We start from the raw sequence: 18,304 nt of genomic DNA, 5'->3' as shown, positions 1-18,304 counted from the left end.
AAAACGAAGCCTGACCTCCGTGAATCTGACTGACGCGCAACGCCGCCACCTGCGCAGCCTGGCCCATCCGCGCAAACCCGTCGTGACCCTCGGCCGCAACGGCCTGACCGACGCGGTGCTGGCCGAACTGGAACAGGCGCTGGCCCATCATGAACTGGTCAAGGTCAAGGTCGGCATCGGCGACCGCGACGCCCGCGCCGAGGTCGTGCACGACCTGTGCGAGCGCACCGGCGCGGAGCTGGTCCAGCGCATCGGCCACGTGGCCACGCTGTTCCGCCGCAACCCGAAAGCACCGAAGGTCAGTCTCGACCCCGTCAGTTGACGTAGCGAACCTCCAGGATCTCGTATTCCGTCTCGCCGCCCGGCGCCTGCACGGTCACCACGTCGCCCTCCTCCTTGCCGATCAGCGCGCGCGCGATCGGCGAGGAGACCGAGATCATGTTCTGCTTGATGTCGGCCTCGTCGTCGCCGACGATCTTGTAGGTCACCTCGCGCCCGTCCTCGGTCGCCTCCAGCACCACCGTGGTGCCGAACACCACCTTGCCGGTCTGCGGCAGTGCGGTCACGTCGATGATCTCCGCGTTGGACAGGGTCCCTTCCAGCTCGCGGATGCGCCCCTCGATGAAGCTCTGCTGCTCGCGCGCGGCGTGATACTCGGCGTTCTCCTTCAGGTCGCCGTGCTCGCGCGCCTCGGCGATCGCGTTGACCACCTTCGGCCGGTCTTCGGCCTTCAGCCGCCGCAGTTCTTCCTTCATCTTCTCGGCGCCGTTGAGGGTAAGCGGTGTCTTCTTCATGAACCCATACCTCCTGCACGGTTCTCCTCATGGAGCGACTGCAGCCGGAATACCTCGCCGCCCTCCAGATGGTCCAGAGCCTGGACCGTGGCCCGGGCCCCGGCGATGGTGGTGGTGTAGCCCACCTTGTGCATCAGGGCCTCGCGCCGGATGGTGTAGGAGTCGGCGGTCGACTGCTTGCCTTCCACCGTATTGATGATAAAGCTGACCTCGTCGTTCTTGATCATGTCGACGATGTGCGGCCGCCCCTCGGTGACCTTGTTCACGCGGGTCACGGCGATCCCCTGCTCTTCCAGCAGGCCGGCGGTGCCGCGGGTCGCCAGCACCTCGAAGCCCAGCTCCACCATGCGCCGCGCGATGTCGATGACCTCCGGCTTGTCGATATCGCGCACCGAAACGAACGCGCGCCCGGTGGCCGGCAGCAGGACGCCCGCGCCCAGCTGGCTCTTGGCAAAGGCCTCGGCAAAACTGCGGCCCACGCCCATCACCTCGCCGGTGGACTTCATCTCCGGCCCGAGGATCGGATCCACGCCGGGGAACTTGGCGAACGGGAAGACCGCTTCCTTGACCGAATAGTAGTCGGGGAACACCGCGCCGGACACGCCCTGTTCCGCCAGCGAGGTCCCGGCCATGCAGCGCGCGGCGATCTTGGCCAGCGGCAGGCCGACACTCTTGGATACATAGGGGACGGTCCGCGAGGCACGCGGATTGACCTCCAGCACGTAGATGTCGTCGCCCTTGATCGCGAACTGGGTGTTCATCAGCCCGACCACGCGCAGGCCCACCGCCATCTTGCGCACCTGTTCCACCATGCGCTCCTGCAGTTCCAGCGACAGCGAGAACGGCGGCAGCGAGCAGGCGGAGTCACCGGAGTGCACGCCGGCCTGTTCGATGTGTTCCATCACCCCGCCAATGAACACCTCCTGGCCGTCGCAGACCGCATCGATGTCGACCTCGATCGCGTCGTCGAGGAAGCGGTCCAGCAGCACCGGCGCGTCGTTGGAGACCGACACCGCATTCTGCATGTAGCTGCGCAGGTCCTCGCGGTCGCGCACGATCTCCATCGCGCGGCCACCCAGCACGTAGGACGGACGCACCACCAGCGGGTAGCCGATCTCGTCGGCCAGCTTCTCGGCCTCCTCCTCGCTGCGCGCGGTACGGTTCGGCGGCTGCTTGAGTCCCAGCTTGTTCAGCAGGGCCTGAAAACGTTCGCGGTCCTCGGCCAGGTCAATGGAGTCGGGACTGGTGCCGATGATCGGCACACCGGCCGCCTCGAGATCGCGTGCCAGCTTCAGCGGGGTCTGCCCGCCGTACTGCACGATCACGCCGGTCGGCTGCTCGCTCTCCACCACCTCCAGCACGTCCTCCAGCGTCAGCGGCTCGAAATACAGCCGGTCGGAGGTGTCGTAGTCGGTGGAAACGGTCTCCGGATTGCAGTTGACCATGATGGTCTCGTACCGGTCCTCGCGCATCGCGAGGGCGGCATGCACGCAGCAGTAGTCGAACTCGATGCCCTGGCCGATACGATTGGGGCCGCCGCCCAGCACCATGATCTTCTGCCGGTCGGTCGGCTCCGCCTCGTTCTCCTCCTCGTAGGAGGAATACATGTAGGCGGTGGTGGTCGCGAATTCGGCCGCGCAGGTATCCACCCGCTTGTATACCGGACGCACGCCGAGGCGGTGACGGTGCTTGCGCACGGCCTTCTCGGTCTCGTTCAGCAGCTTCGCCAGGCGCAGGTCGGAAAAGCCGCGCTGCTTCAGGCGGTACATCTCCTCGGCGTCCATCTCGCCAAGGATGCGGTCGCGCACCGCCTTTTCCAGATCGACCAGTTCCTGGAGCTGTGCCAGGAACCACGGATCGATGGCGGTCAGCTCGAAGATCTCCTGCACGCTGAAGCCGTGGCGGAAGGCATCCGCAACGTACAGCAGCTGGTCCGGGGTCGGATTGGCCAGCGCGATGCGCAGCCGTTCCACCGCGTTCGCCGCCTGCGGGTCGATGCGCTCGTCCAGCCCGTCCATGCCCGTCTCCATCGAGCGCAGCGCCTTCTGCAGGGATTCCTGGAAGGTCCGGCCGATGGCCATGGCCTCGCCCACCGCCTTCATCTGCGTAGTCAGGCTGGCCTCGGCCTGCGGGAACTTCTCGAAGGTGAAACGCGGGATCTTGGTGACCACGTAGTCGATGGACGGCTCGAACGAGGCCGGGGTCAGCCCGCCGGTGATCTCGTTCTTCAGCTCGTCGAGGGTGTAACCCACCGCCAGCTTGGCCGCGACCTTGGCAATCGGGAAGCCGGTCGCCTTGGAGGCCAGCGCGGAGGAGCGCGACACCCGCGGGTTCATCTCGATCACGATCATGCGCCCGTTGTCGGGGTTGATCGCGAACTGCACGTTGGAGCCACCGGTCTCCACCCCGATCTTGCGCAGCACCGCCAGCGAGGCGTCGCGCATGATCTGGTATTCCTTGTCGGTCAGGGTCTGCGCCGGAGCCACGGTGATCGAGTCCCCGGTGTGGATCCCCATCGGGTCCACGTTCTCGATGGAGCAGATGATGATGCAGTTGTCCGCCTGGTCGCGGACCACCTCCATCTCGAACTCCTTCCAGCCCAGCGCCGATTCCTCCAGCAGCACCTGGTTCACCGGCGAGAGGTCGAGCCCGTTCTTCACGATGTACTCGAACTCCTCGCGGTTGTAGGCGATGCCGCCGCCCGAGCCGCCGAGGGTGAACGACGGCCGGACGATTACCGGGAAGCCGATGCGCGGCTGGATCTGCTGCGCCTCCTCCCAGGAATGCGCCAGCTCCGCGGTGGGCGTATCCAGGCCGATGTCGGCCATTGCCGCCTTGAAATGATCGCGATCCTCGGCCATGTCGATCGCCGCCTCGTTGGCGCCGATCATCTCCACCCCGTGCTTGTCCAGCACCCCTTCGCGCGAGAGGTCCAGCGCGCAGTTCAGCGCGGTCTGCCCGCCCATGGTCGGCAGCAGCGCGTCCGGCTGCTCGGCGGCGATGATCTTCTCCACCGTCTTCCATTCCACCGGCTCGATGTAGACCGCGTCGGCCATCTCCGGATCGGTCATGATGGTGGCCGGGTTGGAGTTCACCAGGATCACCCGGTAGCCCTCCTCGCGCAGGGCCTTGCAGGCCTGGGCGCCGGAGTAGTCGAACTCGCAGGCCTGGCCGATCACGATCGGGCCGGCCCCGAGGATCAGGATGCTCTGGATGTCGGTACGCTTGGGCATGAGGCCGCTCTCGCTGGCTGTCGGATCATGGTTCGGGTTCGGGGGTGCCGGCGCGCCGGCGGGATTCTCAGGCGCGGGCGCTGCGCATCAGCTCGACGAAATCGTCGAACGCCGCGGACACGTCGTGCGGACCGGGGCTCGCCTCCGGATGCCCCTGCAGGCTGAATGCCGGGCAGTCGGTGCGCGCGACGCCCTGCAGGGTGCCGTCGAACAGCGAGCGGTGGGTCGGCGTCAGGGTCTCCGGGAGCCGGTCCTCGTCGATCGCGAAGCCATGGTTCTGCGACGAGATCATCACCCGGCCGCTGGCCTCGTGACGGATGGGGTGGTTGGCCCCGTGATGGCCGAATTTCATCTTCATGCTCTTGGCGCCGCTGGCGAGCCCCAGCAGCTGGTGCCCCAGGCAGATCCCGAACACCGGCATGCGCCGCTCGCAGAACTCGCGGATCGCCTCGATCGCATAGCCGCAGGGTTCGGGATCGCCGGGGCCGTTGGACAGGAAGACCCCGTCGGGACCCAGCTCCATCACCTCGGCGGCCGGGGTCTCGGCCGGGACCACGGTCACCCGGCAGCCGCGATCGACCATCATGCGCAGGATGTTCTTCTTCATCCCGAAATCGTAGGCGACCACGTGGTACTCCGCAGCTTCCGGGGACAGACGTCGCGGCTGTTCGCCCAGCTGCCAGGTCCCCTCCAGCCACTCATAGCGCTTGCCGGTGGTGACCTCGCGGGCCAGGTCCATGCCCTTGATGCCGGGGAATTCGCGCGCCGCGGCCAGGGCCGAGGCCTCGTCCGCCTCGCCGGCCTGGATGCAGCCATTCTGTGCCCCCTTCTCGCGCAGGATGCGGGTCAGCCGCCGGGTGTCGATGCCGGCGATGGCCACGATGCCGTGGCGCAGCAGGTAATCCGGCAGCGATTCGCGCGAGCGGAAGTTCGACACCAGCGGCGGCACGTCGCGTACGATCAGCCCGGCTGCGTGCGCGCGGGACGACTCGTCGTCTTCCGGGTTGGTGCCGGTGTTGCCGATGTGCGGATAGGTAAGGGTCACCATCTGCCGGGCATAGGAGGGGTCCGTCAGGATCTCCTGATAACCGGTCATGGCCGTGTTGAACACCACCTCGCCAACGGTCTGGCCAAGGGCCCCCACCGCCTGACCATGAAACACGGTGCCATCTTCAAGGACGAGCAGGGCGGGCGCGGGCACGGGCGAACCTCCGGCAGGGCATCTACGATAGGGATGGAATCAGTGTACGCGAGGGCCCGAACCCCCGTCCAACGCGGACCGCGCGGACGGGACTACAGCTCGCGCAGGCCGAGCACGTCCTGCATGTCGAACAGCCCGGGCCCGCGTTCGCTGGCCCACACCGCCGCACGCACCGCGCCGGCGGCGAAGATCCCGCGATCCGAGGCCTTGTGGGTGATCTCCACCCGCTCGCCCTCGCCGGCGAACAGCGCGGTGTGCTCGCCGACGATGTCGCCGCCGCGCACCGTGGCAAAGCCGATGGTGCTGCGTTCGCGCGCGCCGGTGTGTCCCTCGCGGCCGTACACCGCGTCCTGTTCCAGGTCGCGCCCCAGGGTGTCGGCCACGATGCGCCCCAGACGCAGTGCCGTGCCGGATGGGGCATCCACCTTGTGCCGGTGATGCGCCTCGAGGATCTCCACGTCGGTGCTGTCACCCAGCGCGCGCGCCGCCAGTTCCACCAACTTGAAGGTCAGGTTGACCCCGACGCTCATGTTGGGGGCATACACGACCGTATGCTCCGCGGCCGCCGCGCGCAGCGCCGCCTCCTGATCAGCATCCAGGCCGGTGGTGCCGACCACCAGGGTGCGCCCCGCCCGGCGGCAGATCTCGAGGTGCTTCATGGTCGCCTCGGGGCGGGTGAAATCGATCAGCACGTCGAAGTCCCCGGTCACCGTGCCCAGGTCCTCCACCAGGTGCACGCGGCCGGCCGCATCCACCGGCTGGCCGATGGCCTCGCTGCCGGGACGTTCGCTGGCGGCACCCAGTTCCGCCTGCGGGTGTTCCTCCACCGCGCGCACCAGGTTCTGCCCCATGCGCCCGGCGGCGCCCGCGACTGCTACTCGGATCATGATCGTTGCGTCCTCCTGTCAGTTGCCCAAAGCCTACGCGAGCCCCGGCGATGCGTCAGCCCGGAGTGGTCAGTCCCGAGCACCACCGGCCGCGGGCCCGGTCGCCGCCCGGCGGTGGCGCCAGTGGCCGAACAGCGAGGCCAACACCCCGGCCGCCGCCAGCCCCGCGGCCAGTACGTAGACCGACACCGAACCCACGCCGTCCCACAGATAGCCGGCGGCCAGACTGCCCAGCGCCCCGCCGACGCCGAAGGCCAGCGACGAATAAAGCGCCTGCCCGCGCCCCTGCAGTCGACCGGGGAAGAAATAATGGATCAACGAGATCGCCGCCGCGTGATACACCCCGTAGCTGAAGGCATGCAGGGTCTGGATGAACAGCAGCATCGGCAGCGACTCCGGCACCGCCGCCAGCAGCGACCAGCGCAGGGTGGTCAGCACCAGCGCGAGCGTCACCAGGAACCACGCACCGAAGCGCAGGATCAGCCGCGGCGTGATCAGGAACAGGAACACCTCGGCCAGCACGCCCAGGGCCCACAGCTGCCCGGCCATGGAGCGGGAGAAACCGGCCTCCTCCACGTACAGGGTGAAGAACGCATAGTACGGCCCGTGACTCGCCTGCATGAAGAAACAGGCCAGGAACAGCCCGATGACCTCGGGCCGCCGCAGCACGCTCCCGATCGACGGCACGTTGTTCTCGGCCACCTCGTCACGCGGCGGCTCCGGGACCTGCAGCGTGCTGACATACAGGCCCACGAACAGCAGCAGCACCAGCCACGGCAGCCAGGCGATTGCGATGAAGTCGAACAGCCAGCCCAGCGAGGCCACCGCCACGATGAAGCCCACCGACCCCCACAGCCGGACCAGGGCGTAGCGGTGGCTGTCGCGTCCCAGGGTGCGCAGGGTGGTGGCCTCGAACTGCGGCAGGATCGCGTTCCAGAAGAAACTGAACACCGCCATCACCGCCGCCAGCCACCAGTAGCCGGAGTACAGCAGCACCCCGGTGAAGGCGATCAGCCCGGCCAGCGCCCCCAAGCGCACCAGCGGCATGTGGGTCCCGGTGCGATCGGCCAGCCAGCCCCAGACGTTGGGCGCGATGATCTTGGTCGCCAGCACGATCGCCATCAGCTCGCCGATCTGCGAGCCGGAGAAGCCCAGCTCGGACAGATACGGCCCCCAGTAGGGCATGAACGCCCCGATGGTGGCGAAATAGAAGAAATAGAAGCTGGACAGGCGCAGGTTGGGCGTCACGACCGGAACAACGGGTTACGGGCTGCGCCGGACCCCGTTACGCACGGATCCGCCGCAGCCAGGGAAAACGGACGAAAGGGCCGACGCCGACCCCGAAACGCTACGGGAGCATGCCCGGGATCAAGTCCCGGACGCGTCCCCGGGATGCGGCCCGCGGTCGGGCACGTCGGCATTCTGCCCCCGATGACGCAGGGCATGGTCGGCCAGCACCAGCGCCGTCATCGCCTCGGCGATGGGCGCGGCGCGGATGCCCACGCAGGGGTCGTGGCGCCCCTTGGTCACCACCTCCACCGGCTCGCCCGCGGTGTCGATGCTGCGCCCCGGCAGGCGGATCGACGAGGTCGGCTTGAGCGCCAGGTTCGCGCGCAGCGCCTGGCCGGTGGAGATGCCGCCCAGCACGCCCCCGGCATGGTTGGACAGGAAACCGTCCTCCGGGGTGATCTCGTCACGGTGCTCGGTGCCGCGCTGAGCGACGCTGTCAAAACCGGCGCCGATCTCCACGCCCTTCACCGCATTGATGCTCATCAGGGCGTGGGCCAGCTCGGCATCCAGGCGGTCGAACACCGGTTCGCCCCACCCGGCCGGGACCCCGCGGGCCTCCACCGTCACCCGCGCCCCGATGGAATCCCCCGACTTGCGCAGCGCGTCCATGAACTCCTCCAGCTCCGGGACCCGGTCGGGATCCGGGCAGAAGAACGGGTTCTCCTCGGTACGGGTGAGGTCCTTCTCCGCCAGCTCCAGCGGCCCCAGCTGTGACAGCCAGCCCTGGATCGCGATGCCGTAGCGCTCCTCGAGAAAGCGCCGCGCCACCGAGCCCGCCGCCACCCGCAGCGCGGTCTCGCGCGCGGAACTGCGCCCGCCTCCGCGATAATCGCGGATGCCGTACTTGCGATGATAGGTGTAGTCCGCGTGCCCCGGCCGGAACTGGTCCTTGATCTCGCTGTAGTCCTTCGAGCGCTGATCGGTATTCTCGATCAGCAACCCGATCGGAGCACCGGTGGTCACGCCCTCGAAGACCCCGGACAGGATGCGCACCCGGTCCGGCTCGCGCCGCTGGGTCGTGTGCCGCGACTGGCCGGGGCGCCGCCGATCCAGATCCTTCTGCAGATCGGCCTCGGTGAGCGGGATGCCGGGCGGGCAGCCATCCACGACCCCGCCCAGGGCCGGTCCGTGGCTTTCCCCGAATGTGGTGACGACGAACAGTCGTCCGAAGCTGTTTCCTGACATGGCGCCAGTCTACCGCCCGCGGCCGGGGATGTCGCCCGTCCATGGAAGTGACCCGGAATCCACCACCGGAATCCGCGCCCCCGCCGTGTCGTCTATGCTCCTGTCATTCAAGCGCAAGGAGTTCTCCATGACCCGCCTGCAATCCCTCCGCCGCACCGCCCTGGCCACGCTCCTGAGCGCTTTGCTGGGCCTCGGCGGCACGGCCACGGCCGATGTCTACACCGAGCAGGCCAGCCTCAACCTCGACCTGGCCCAGGAGCTGGCGATGGCCACCGTGCAGTCCTGCCGCGACGACGGGCACCAGGTCAGCGCCGTGGTGGTCGACCGCAGCGGCAACGACCGCGTGGTCATGCGCGATGACCGCGCCGCGCCGCAGACCATCTCGATCGCCGGTGACAAGGCCCGCGCCTCGGTGATGTCGGGCCTGGACTCCGGCGATTTTGTCGCCAACCGGGAAGACATCCGCCACGAAATGAACAACGTCGACGGGATCCTGATGCTGGACGGGGCGATCCTCATCGAGGCCGCCGGACGGGTCCTCGGTGCGGTGGGGGTCTCCGGTGCCCCGGGCGGCGACCTGGACCGCGCCTGCGCGGAAGAAGGCATGGAGGCGATCCAGGAAGAACTGGACTTCGCCATGTAACCCCGCAAGCGGAGAGCGCGGCATGAGTGAACATTCCGATCCGCACGGCCACTCGCCGGACACCGGCGCCGGCGTCCCGCGCATCCACCCGGTGGAGGCGTGGGAGCGCCTGCGCGAACGCCCCCGGGATCTGCTGGTCGATGTTCGCTCGACCATGGAATTCCTGTTCGTGGGACACCCCGCCGGGGCGATCCACATCCCGTGGATCGACGAACCGGACTGGACGGTGAACCCGGACTTCGTGCCGCAGGTGCGCAAGCTGCTGCTTGGCGGAGCCATGGACACCGCCGAGGACGCCCCGTCGGTGTACCTGATCTGCCGCAGCGGCAAGCGCACCCTGGCGGCCGCCGAGGCCCTGCTGCAGGCCGGGGTGCACAACGTGTATTCGGTCGAGGAGGGCTTCGAGGGCCCGCTGGACGAGCAGCACCACCGTTCCACCGTGGGCGGCTGGCGCTATCACGGCCTGCCCTGGGAGCAGTGCTGAAGACGGACCTCAGGCGGGGGGCAGGTCCTGGGCCCGCACCACGAACACGCCGTGGCCACCGGCCGCGAAATCCAGCCAGACCATCGGGATGTCATGGAATGCATCCTCCACGGCCTCCTGGCTGTTGCCCACTTCCACCATCAGCACGCCGTCGTCGGTCAGGTGGCGACGCGCCCCGGCGAGGATGCGGCGCACGATGTCCAGGCCGTCGTCCCCGGCCGCCAGGCCCAGTTCCGGCTCGTGGCGGTATTCGTCCGGCAGATCGGCCATGTCGCGGGCGTCCACGTAGGGCGGGTTGGTCACGATCAGATCATAGCGATCCTCCGGATCCAGCCCCTCGAACACGTCGCTCTGCACCAGCCGGACGCGATCTTCCAGCTCGAAGCGCGCCACGTTGTCGCGCGCCACCGCCAGAGCGTCGGGAGAGATATCGGCCAGATCCACCCGCGCCTGCGGCAGCACCATCGCCGCGGCGATGCCGATGCACCCGGCCCCGGTGCCCAGATCCAGCACCCGCTCCACGCTGTCCGGGTCCACCCACGGCTCGAACCCCGACTCGATCACCTCGGCGAACGGCGAGCGCGGCACCAGCACCCGTTCGTCGACATGGAAGGGCAGCCCGGCGAACCACGCCTCGCGCGTGAGATAGGCCGCCGGCTTGCGCGACTGGATACGCTCGCGCAGCAGGCCCTCGACCCGTTCGCGCTCCGCCTGGGTCAAGCGGCTGTCCCACCAGTGGGCCTCCAGGTCCAGCGGCAGGTGCAGCGCGTGCAGGGTCAGCCAGGCCGCCTCGTCAAACGCGTTATCGGTGCCGTGCCCGAAGGCGAGCCCGGCCGCGCGGAACTGAGACGCGCCGTAGCGGATGAAGTCGCGCAGGGTGAGCAGACCGGTACCGGGTTCCATTTTCACACTCCGGGAAGGGTTGAAGGGTCGCCATGATAACCCGCGAACGGCATCATGCACTCGCCCCCACGCCGCGAGGAACGCATGAGCGCCCTGGACCCCTGGCTCGCCCGACTGTCGTACGCCCTGCCCCATCACGCCCTGTCGCGGCTGGTGCATCGCCTGGCCCGCATCGAGTCACCACGGGTACAGCCGCTGCTGCGCGCCTTCGTGCAGCGCTACGGGCTCGACATGAACGAGGCCGCGGAGCCGGACATCGCCGCCTACCCCAGCTTCAACGCCCTGTTCACCCGCGCCCTGCGCGACGGGGTACGCCCGCTGGAGGGCGACGCCGCGACCGTGGTCAGTCCGGCGGATGCGCGGGTCAGCGCCAGCGGACGCATCGAGTCCGGGCGCATCTTCCAGGCCAAGGGGCACGACTATTCGGTGGAAGAACTGCTGGGCGGCGAGAACGACCTCGCCGTGCCGTTTCGCAACGGGCATTTCGTCACCCTGTACCTGTCCCCCCGCCACTACCACCGCCTGCACATGCCGCTGGACGGCACCCTGACCCATGCGATCCACGTCCCCGGGCGGCTGTTCTCGGTGGCGCCGCGCATCGTGCGCCACGTGCCGCGCATCTACGCCCGCAATGAACGCGTGGTGGCGCTGTTCGACACCCGTTTCGGTCCCATGGCGATGGCCCTGATCGGGGCCCAGAACGTGGGCTCGATCGAGACCGTGTGGGCCGGGGAGATCACACCACCCTCGGCGCGCAAGGCCAGCTGCGTGACCTGGCCGGAGCGCGACATCGCACTGGAGCGCGGCGCGGAGATGGGCCGCTTCAACCTGGGATCGTCGGTGGTCCTGCTGCTGCCCCCGGGGCCGCTGGAACTGGACCCGGCGCTGACGCCGGAAACCGAGGTGCAGGTGCGCAGCGCCCTGGGGCGTTACACTGGCCGGGACTGAGCCGCCCCCGCGGGCGCTTCAGGCGCATCCCCAGGGGAAATCGATCACCCGCCGGATATCGTCCTCGCCCAGTAGGCGCATCAGCAGGCGGTCCACCCCCAGAGCCACCCCGGCGCAGTCGGGCAGTCCCGCTTCCAGCGCGGCCTCCAGGAACGGATCGGCCGCGGGTTCCGGCTGCCCGCGCGCACGCCGTAGCGCCCGGTCCTGCTCGCGGCGCCGGCGGAATTCCGCCGGGTCGGTCAGCTCGAAATAGCCGTTGGCCAGTTCCAGATCGCCCCAGTAGACCTCGAAGCGCGCGGCGCAGCCGGGACGCTCGCGACTGCGTCGGGCGAGGATTGCCTGACTCTCGGGGTAGTCGTGCAGGATGGTGACCCGACCGGGCGGAAACTCCGGCACCACGCACAGAGACACCAAAGCATCCAGCCAGGCGTCGCGGTCCAGTTCGCCGTGGACGGTCAGCCCGCGCTGCGCGGCCACGGCCTGCAGACGCGCCGCGTCGTCGTGCAGCACGTCGACGCCCAGGGCCTCGTGCAGCAGGTCCGGGTAGGCCACCACCCGCGGCCCCGGGTCCGGCGCATGCCAGGCCGGGTCCGCCGCAGCGACCTCCTGCAGCAGGGTCACCACCTCGTCGGCCAGCGTCCGGTCGTCCAGCCCGAGACGATACCACTCCAGCAGGCTGAATTCCGGGTTGTGGCGGGCGCCGCTTTCGCCGCCGCGAAACACCCGGGCAATCTGGTAGATGTCGCCCGCGCCATCCGCCAGCAGGCGCTTCATCGGGTATTCCGGCGAGGTCTGCAGCCAGCCCTCCATCCGGTCGGCCCGGTCACCGCTGCGGGCATGCCAGCTCTCGATGGCAGGATCGAGCACCGTGCCCCGCCCGAGGACCGGGGTCTCCACCTCCAGCACGCCGCGGCGCGCGAAGAACCCCCGCAGTTCGGCCAGCAGGCGGGCCCGGGCCACGCGCGCCCCGCCGGCCCGCGGCCGCCAGTCCGACACGGACCCCGAATCAGACGCGCGAGACGTATTCACCCGTGCGGGTGTCGACCTTGATCGACTCACCCTCCTCGACGAACAGCGGCACCTTGACCACCGCGCCGGTCTCCAGCGTGGCCGGCTTGGTGCCGCCCTGGGCGGTGTCGCCGCGGATGCCCGGGTCGCACTGGGTGATCTGCAGCTCGACGAAGGCCGGGGCCTCCACCGACAGCGGCTCGCCGTTCCACAGGGTCACGGTGCACATGTCCTGTTCCTTCAGCCACTGTTCGGCACCGTTCAGCGCGGCCTTGCTCACCGCATACTGCTCGAAGCTCTCCGGGGTCATGAAGTGCCAGAACTCGCCGTCGTTGTAGAGATACTGCATCTCGGTCTCGAGCACGTCGGCGGCCTCCACCGACTCGCCCGACTTGAAGGTCTTCTCCACCACGCGCCCGGTGCGCAGGTTTCGCAGCTTCACCCGGTTGAAGGCCTGCCCCTTGCCCGGTTTGACAAACTCGTTCTCGACGATGGACATCGGGTCACCATCCAGCAGGAGTTTGAGACCGCCCTTGAATTCGTTGGTACTGTAGGTTGCCATTGCGCGTAATCCTCGAAGGTTTCCAGCCAGTTCTTCCAGCCGTTCAAACGACGCGGGCCGGCCGTCCCGCCGGGAACCGACCATGCCCAAAAATTCGATCATGATAACGCGTACACCGCCGGCAACCCATACGCCCCGCTGGCAACGCGCGCTGGCCGCCGCGATCCGCGACCCGGGCACCCTTGCCCGGCGCCTGTCCCTCGCACCGGAGCATCTGCCCGGGATGCAGGCCGGACACGCCAGCTTCCCGATCCGGGTACCGGAGAGCTGGCTCGTCCGGATCGTGCCCGGCGAACCGAAGGATCCACTGCTGCTCCAGGTCCTGCCAGTGACGGCGGAAACCGACGAGGTACCCGGTTTCGTCGCCGATCCGGTGGGCGATCACGAGGCCCTGGCCGCCCCCGGCGTGGTGCACAAGTACGCCGGGCGCGCCCTGTTGCTGACTACCGGGGCCTGCGCGATCCACTGTCGCTACTGCTTCCGACGCGAATTCGACTACGCCGACCACAACCCGGCGCGCGACGACTGGGGCCCGGCACTGGACTATCTCGCGGCACACCCCGACATCCGCGAGGTCATCCTCAGCGGTGGCGACCCCCTGAGCCAGTCCGACACCCGGCTGGCGCGGCTGGTGACACGCCTGGAAGGCATTCCCCACCTCGAACGCCTGCGCATCCACACCCGCCTGCCGGTGGTGCTGCCGGAGCGGGTCGACGACGCCCTGCTCGGCTGGCTGGGGCAGGGGCGCCTGCAGCACGTGCTGGTACTGCACGCCAACCATCCGCGCGAATTCACCGCCCCGGCCGATCATGCCCTGGAACGCCTGCGGGCCAGCGGCATCACCCTGCTCAACCAGGCCGTGCTGCTGGCCGGGGTCAATGACGACGCCGATACCCTGGTGGCTCTGCAGGAAAGCGGCTTTCGTCACGGCGTGCTGCCGTACTATCTGCACTGCCTGGACCGCACCCGCGGCACCGCGCATTTCGAGGTACCCCCCGACCGTGCCGCCGCTCTGTACCGGGAGATGCACCGCCGCCTTCCGGGCTATCTGCTGCCGCGACGGGTGCGCGAAGTCGCCGGCGAACCGGGCAAGACGGCAGTGCAAGCGGGGCAGAGCGCCGAAAAATAGCATTCCCCGACTTTTGCCCCGTCTTTTGATCGGGTACCTTCGGGGAGATATCCCACTCTTGCCGGAACAGGCCATGATCGACTCGGATGCCGTTTTTCCGCCTCTGCCGGAGACGGAGCCCACCGCCGGAGGCTTTCCACCACATACCGCGAAGACCCTTCGTGCGTGGTGCGAGGATCTGCCGCGCGCCGACGGCGAGGCGGCATTCGAAAAACTTTGCGCGCTGCTCGGCTCGCTCAACCGCACCGCCCTCAAGCCCGGGGTGCGCGACGAGCTGGCCGGCATCATCGAGGAATACCTGCTGCCGCTGATCCCGGAGGTGGAACGCAGCCTGCGCCAGCGCGCCCTGCCCCTGGCGGAGCGCAGCCTGCGGCGCGCGCAGATCTTTGGCGACACCCTGCGCGAACTGGCGAGCATGCACCTTCTGCTGACCCCCGTCAGCGTGCCCACCAACAGGACCTCGCGGGACAAGGGCGTCCCGCACATGCAGGCCGCCCTGGATGCCCTCGCAGCCCTGGCAATCCACCACTGGCGCCTCTATCAGCCATTGCCGCGCGGCCTGTGGCGGCAGATCTATGGCCTGTACTGGTTCGCGCTGGAGACCGGAATCGCCACCGAGCCCCCGGTACGGCGCCAGGCGATCAGCCCGCTGGGTCCGGACAGCATCGACACCATGAGCGCGCGCCTGTTCGTCCTCGGCAGCACCGGGGTCAATGCCCTGGAGATCGGTGACATCGACCTGCTGGCCCGCTGGATCGGCGGGATCACGGTTCAAGGCCGTCCCACGCCCGGCCCCGACGGGCACCCGGATCTGCCGGTACTGCGGGCGGACCTGGATACCGACCACCCCCCGGGACTGGTCCTGCGCAGCCTGCCCACCGAGCACAACAGCACCCACGTGGAGCTGGATCCGCTGCTTGAGGCCCTGCGCGATCAGCCGGAAGCCCTCGACCCGGTGCGACGCCCCGACGGACACACGCTGGCCGAACGGATGCTGTGGCTGTGGTCGCGGCTGCCAACGCGCCGGCATTCGCGGGAGACCACCGACGAACAGCGCTACTGTCTGTTCGGCCTGACCCGCATCCACGCCTACATGCAGGCCGCACTGGACAGCCGCACGGGCCCCGGAAGGCCCGCTCCCACCGACACGGCGGTACCCGACCGCCGGGAGGGTGACGGCCATCCCCGCGGGCGCGCGGCCTCCGTCAATGTGGTGCAGATGTCGGAGGCCGCCCGCAGCGACGCCGGCCTGAGTCTGAGCGACAGCCCCCGCCCCGCGGATCGGGGCGGCGAACCCCGCCCCCTGGCGGACCGCGGCACGGACCGGGCCGGCCAGGCCTGGGAAGATGTCGGCCGCGGGCTCGAGATCGCGGACCGCGATGAGCCGCAGCCCCCGATCGTCAAGCGTCAGCAGCCGGAACACTGGCAGGTCGAGGATATCGGCGCGGGCGGGATCCGCCTGCGCCTGCAGACCCCCCGGCAGACCCTGCTGATCGGCGATCTGGTCGGGCTGCGCGAACAGGCGCCCGAGCAGATCGGCTGGACCGTCGGCGTGCTGCGCTGGATCCGCTTCGAGAACAACGTCGAGATCAGCATCGGGGTTGAATACCTGGCCCAGCGCTGCATGCCGGTGCAGGTCCAGCTCTTTCGTGCCGGACGGGCGGTAGGCGAGGCCCGGCCGGCCCTGTTCACCCCGGTACGCGTCGGAGAGAGCGGGGCCGCCCTGTTCCTCCCGGCACAGGGGTTCGACCACGAAAACCGCGTCGTCGTGTGGCTCAACGGGCGTGCACGGGTGCTGGCGCTGGACGCGGAGCGCACGGGCACTACACTGTTCACCGAGGTCGGCTGCCGCATGACCGAGATCGAGCTCGCCGAGGACCCGGACAACGATGCGCCCACCTCGGGTGCCAGTGACGGCCTCTCCCTGGACCCGCGATAGAAAGCCTCCGCCTATCCATGATCGAATCCATTCGAGTCCTTTTCGTCACCGCCGATCCCAACCGAGCGGAACAGGTCATCAGCAACATCCGTTCCCGTGGCTGCGCCGTGCGTCCGGAACAGGTCGATGACGCGGATGCACTGGGCGAGGCGATCCAGCAGCATCGCTTCGACGCCATCGTGCTGTCGGAACCGGGCCTGGGGCTGGCGCGCCCCGAGGTGGATCACGCCCTCAAGGGTGCCGGCCGGCGTACCCCGCTGGTGATCCTCACCGAGCGCCCGGAGAGCGAGCGTCTGCCCGATTACGAGGCCGGGGCCTACGCCGTGGTCGACAGCGAACTGGTCGATCTCGCCGCGATCATGACCATCCGCGCCGCGGATCATCTGCACAGCCGCCAGCAGGTCAAGCGGATGGAGGCCTCGTTGCAGGAGTCCGAGCGCCGCTGCCAGCTGCTGCTGAACAACTCCCGCGACGCGATCGCCTACATCCACGACGGCATGCACGTCTACGCCAACGCCTCCTGGCGGGAGCGTTTCGGCGTCGAAGACCCCGACGACATCGAAGGCCTGCCGCTGATGGACCTCGTGGCCCCGGACAGCCGCGACGACCTCAAGCGCTTCCTGCGCAGCTATCAGGAAGGCAGCGAGGAGGCCGCGGCCCAGAACTTCCAGCTTCGCACCCTCGATGGCGAGCCCTTCGAAGCGGAACTGCATCTCTCCTCCACCACCGTGGACGGCGAGGCCGCCACCCAGGTACAGCTGCGCTCCGGCGACGACAGCGAACTGGCGGAGAAGATCGATTACCTGTCGCAGCGCGACCTGGTCACCGGCCTGTACAACCGCCAGCATTTCCTCGATTCCATCGAGGCGGCGCGGCGGCATGCGGGCGAGACCGAAAAACCGTTCACGCTGCTCACCCTCGCGGTGGACCACTTCGCCGAGATCCGCGCCAATGCCGGCATGTCCGGGGCCGATCTGCTGCTGGCGGACATCGGCCAGATCATCGAGGCCCATTTCCCGGAAGAGGCCGTGGTGGCCCGTCTGGAGGCCGAGCGTTTTGGCGTGGTGCTGCCCGACACCCAGCAGTCTCCCGCGGAGGAGCGTCTGGAGGCCCTGCAGGGAGACATCGCCTCACGGGTCTTCGAGGTGGGCAGCCTGTCCACCCACGGCAGCATTTCGGTCGGCGGGGTGATCGCCGACGAGACCGCCCCGGACACCGAGGAACTGCTGGCGCAGACCGACCGCGCGCTGGAGGAGGCCGTGAAGGCCGGCGGCAACACCCATCGCTTCTACCGCCCGGCCGAAGGCGAGCTGACCCAGGCCCAGCTGGACCAGCAATGGAAGAACCGCATCCTCGAAGCACTGGAAGAGAACCGTCTGGAGTTGCGCTACCAGCCGGTGGTCAACCTGCACGGGGCCGACCGCCCGCGCTACAGCGTGTTCGTGCGCCTGATGGACCCGGACGGCACGGTGCACGAACCGGTGGAATTCCTTCCCAGCGCCGAGCGCACCGGCGTGGCCACGCAGGTCGACCGCTGGATCCTGCGCCATGCACTTGCGGTGCTGGCGCAGCAGCTGAAGAAGGATTCACGCACCCAGTTCTTCCTGAAACTGACCAACGGCTCCCTCGGAGACCCGTCGGTGCTGACCTGGCTGAACGATGACCTGCACGCCCTGCGCGTACCCGCGGAGAACGTGGTGGTGGAACTCAAGGAACCGACCATCGTCACCCACCTGAAGCCGGCGATGAGCGTGGGCCGCGGTCTCAAGGAGATGCACAGTCATCTGTGCGTGGACGATTTCGGCAACGGGCTCAAGCCCTTCCAGCTGCTGCAGCACCTGGATGCCGACCACATCAAGCTGGATGCCTCCTTCGTGAAGGACCTCGCGGACAGCGAGGAGAATCAGGAGACGATCCGCGAATATACCGAGGCCGCCCACGCCAAGGGCAAGCAGGTCATCGTCCCGCATATCGAGGACGCCTCGGCACTGGCCGTGCTCTACGGCCTCAACGTCAACCTCGTGCAGGGCTTCTTCCTGCAGGCCCCTATGCCCGAACCGGACTTCGACTTCGAGTCCGTCTGAGACACTCGGGGCCG

The 18,304-nt window shown here is 68.6% G+C and carries 16 protein-coding genes; 7 read left to right on the top strand and 9 right to left on the bottom strand.

What is annotated here, in order from left to right:
- Positions 1–19: 19 nt before the first annotated feature.
- Entirely contained in the window at positions 20–322 is a 303-nt protein-coding gene (yhbY, locus tag D571_RS0100695) for a ribosome assembly RNA-binding protein YhbY (protein ID WP_018934757.1), read from the top strand.
- On the opposite strand, the gene greA is transcribed toward yhbY, so the two are convergent.
- From greA to aroC, 6 genes are all read right to left on the bottom strand, one after another.
- On the bottom strand, positions 315–794 hold the full coding sequence (greA, locus tag D571_RS0100690) for a transcription elongation factor GreA (RefSeq protein ID WP_018934756.1): 480 nt from the start codon (positions 792–794) through the stop codon (positions 315–317). The two genes, yhbY and greA, sit on opposite strands and share 8 nt — an antisense overlap.
- Positions 791–4,027, bottom strand: coding sequence for a carbamoyl-phosphate synthase large subunit (gene carB, locus D571_RS0100685; protein WP_018934755.1), 3,237 nt, complete (start codon positions 4,025–4,027; stop codon positions 791–793). The genes greA and carB overlap by 4 nt, the downstream gene beginning before the upstream one ends.
- 67 nt (positions 4,028–4,094) lie before the next feature.
- The gene (carA, locus tag D571_RS0100680) at positions 4,095–5,228 is read right to left on the bottom strand and encodes a glutamine-hydrolyzing carbamoyl-phosphate synthase small subunit (RefSeq protein WP_018934754.1); all 1,134 of its coding nucleotides are present in this window, start codon (positions 5,226–5,228) and stop codon (positions 4,095–4,097) included.
- Between the two features lie 92 nt (positions 5,229–5,320).
- Positions 5,321–6,115, bottom strand: coding sequence for a 4-hydroxy-tetrahydrodipicolinate reductase (gene dapB, locus D571_RS0100675; RefSeq protein WP_026287461.1), 795 nt, complete (start codon positions 6,113–6,115; stop codon positions 5,321–5,323).
- Positions 6,116–6,184: 69 nt separating this feature from the next.
- Complete coding sequence (locus tag D571_RS0100670) at positions 6,185–7,363, bottom strand: MFS transporter (protein WP_018934752.1); 1,179 nt, start codon at positions 7,361–7,363, stop codon at positions 6,185–6,187.
- Positions 7,364–7,483: 120 nt separating this feature from the next.
- On the bottom strand, positions 7,484–8,590 hold the full coding sequence (gene aroC / locus D571_RS0100665) for a chorismate synthase (protein WP_018934751.1): 1,107 nt from the start codon (positions 8,588–8,590) through the stop codon (positions 7,484–7,486).
- A gap of 94 nt (positions 8,591–8,684) precedes the next feature.
- On the opposite strand from aroC, the gene D571_RS0100660 reads away from it, so the two are divergent.
- Positions 8,685–9,233 carry a heme-binding protein gene (locus D571_RS0100660; protein ID WP_018934750.1) on the top strand — a complete coding sequence of 183 codons (549 nt, stop codon included), beginning with the start codon at positions 8,685–8,687 and terminating at the stop codon, positions 9,231–9,233.
- Between the two features lie 22 nt (positions 9,234–9,255).
- A complete protein-coding gene (locus D571_RS0100655; RefSeq protein ID WP_018934749.1) occupies positions 9,256–9,717 on the top strand; it encodes a rhodanese-like domain-containing protein in 462 nt (153 codons plus the stop codon).
- 9 nt (positions 9,718–9,726) lie between these two features.
- Here the strand turns inward: D571_RS0100655 and prmB are convergent, their stop codons facing one another.
- Positions 9,727–10,620, bottom strand: coding sequence for a 50S ribosomal protein L3 N(5)-glutamine methyltransferase (prmB, locus tag D571_RS0100650; protein WP_018934748.1), 894 nt, complete (start codon positions 10,618–10,620; stop codon positions 9,727–9,729).
- 84 nt (positions 10,621–10,704) lie between these two features.
- Between prmB and asd the strand changes: the two genes are divergently transcribed.
- Positions 10,705–11,568, top strand: coding sequence for an archaetidylserine decarboxylase (asd, locus tag D571_RS0100645; RefSeq protein ID WP_026287459.1), 864 nt, complete (start codon positions 10,705–10,707; stop codon positions 11,566–11,568).
- 18 nt (positions 11,569–11,586) lie between these two features.
- Here asd and epmA read toward each other — a convergent pair whose 3' ends face one another.
- Positions 11,587–12,564, bottom strand: coding sequence for an EF-P lysine aminoacylase EpmA (gene epmA, locus D571_RS0100640; protein ID WP_026287458.1), 978 nt, complete (start codon positions 12,562–12,564; stop codon positions 11,587–11,589).
- 10 nt (positions 12,565–12,574) lie between these two features.
- The gene (efp, locus tag D571_RS0100635; RefSeq protein ID WP_018934745.1) at positions 12,575–13,138 is read right to left on the bottom strand and encodes an elongation factor P; all 564 of its coding nucleotides are present in this window, start codon (positions 13,136–13,138) and stop codon (positions 12,575–12,577) included.
- A 100-nt stretch (positions 13,139–13,238) separates the two neighbouring features.
- On the opposite strand from efp, the gene epmB reads away from it, so the two are divergent.
- The 3 genes from epmB (at position 13,239) to D571_RS0100620 (ending at position 18,290) form a co-directional block, all read left to right on the top strand.
- Complete coding sequence (gene epmB, locus D571_RS0100630) at positions 13,239–14,267, top strand: EF-P beta-lysylation protein EpmB (protein ID WP_026287457.1); 1,029 nt, start codon at positions 13,239–13,241, stop codon at positions 14,265–14,267.
- A gap of 73 nt (positions 14,268–14,340) precedes the next feature.
- Positions 14,341–16,206, top strand: a complete 1,866-nt coding sequence (locus D571_RS0100625) for a hypothetical protein (protein WP_018934743.1) — start codon at positions 14,341–14,343, stop codon at positions 16,204–16,206.
- Positions 16,207–16,223: 17 nt separating this feature from the next.
- Positions 16,224–18,290 (top strand): EAL domain-containing protein, encoded by a 2,067-nt coding sequence (locus D571_RS0100620; RefSeq protein WP_018934742.1) that lies wholly within the window; start codon positions 16,224–16,226, stop codon positions 18,288–18,290.
- Positions 18,291–18,304: the final 14 nt, after the last annotated feature.

It is taken from the genome of Thioalkalivibrio sp. ALJ24, from assembly GCF_000377785.1.
In the GTDB taxonomy this organism is placed as follows: domain Bacteria; phylum Pseudomonadota; class Gammaproteobacteria; order Ectothiorhodospirales; family Ectothiorhodospiraceae; genus Thioalkalivibrio.
The sequence above is the reverse complement of the archived record's forward strand: the minus strand, read 5'-3'. Positions and strand labels throughout refer to the sequence as shown.

Excerpts from the sequence above, each read along its gene's own strand:
- D571_RS0100655 (WP_018934749.1), top strand. The coding sequence starts at position 9,256 with ATGAGTGAACATTCCGATCCGCACGGCCACTCGCCGGACACCGGCGCC.
- D571_RS0100620 (WP_018934742.1), top strand. The coding sequence starts at position 16,224 with ATGATCGAATCCATTCGAGTCCTTTTCGTCACCGCCGATCCCAACCGA.
- aroC (WP_018934751.1), bottom strand. The coding sequence starts at position 8,590 with ATGTCAGGAAACAGCTTCGGACGACTGTTCGTCGTCACCACATTCGGG.
- dapB (WP_026287461.1), bottom strand. The coding sequence starts at position 6,115 with ATGATCCGAGTAGCAGTCGCGGGCGCCGCCGGGCGCATGGGGCAGAAC.
- greA (WP_018934756.1), bottom strand. The coding sequence starts at position 794 with ATGAAGAAGACACCGCTTACCCTCAACGGCGCCGAGAAGATGAAGGAA.
- D571_RS0100625 (WP_018934743.1), top strand. The coding sequence starts at position 14,341 with ATGATCGACTCGGATGCCGTTTTTCCGCCTCTGCCGGAGACGGAGCCC.
- carB (WP_018934755.1), bottom strand. The coding sequence starts at position 4,027 with ATGCCCAAGCGTACCGACATCCAGAGCATCCTGATCCTCGGGGCCGGC.
- epmB (WP_026287457.1), top strand. The coding sequence starts at position 13,239 with ATGATAACGCGTACACCGCCGGCAACCCATACGCCCCGCTGGCAACGC.
- D571_RS0100660 (WP_018934750.1), top strand. The coding sequence starts at position 8,685 with ATGCTCCTGTCATTCAAGCGCAAGGAGTTCTCCATGACCCGCCTGCAA.
- asd (WP_026287459.1), top strand. The coding sequence starts at position 10,705 with ATGAGCGCCCTGGACCCCTGGCTCGCCCGACTGTCGTACGCCCTGCCC.
- efp (WP_018934745.1), bottom strand. The coding sequence starts at position 13,138 with ATGGCAACCTACAGTACCAACGAATTCAAGGGCGGTCTCAAACTCCTG.
- prmB (WP_018934748.1), bottom strand. The coding sequence starts at position 10,620 with ATGGAACCCGGTACCGGTCTGCTCACCCTGCGCGACTTCATCCGCTAC.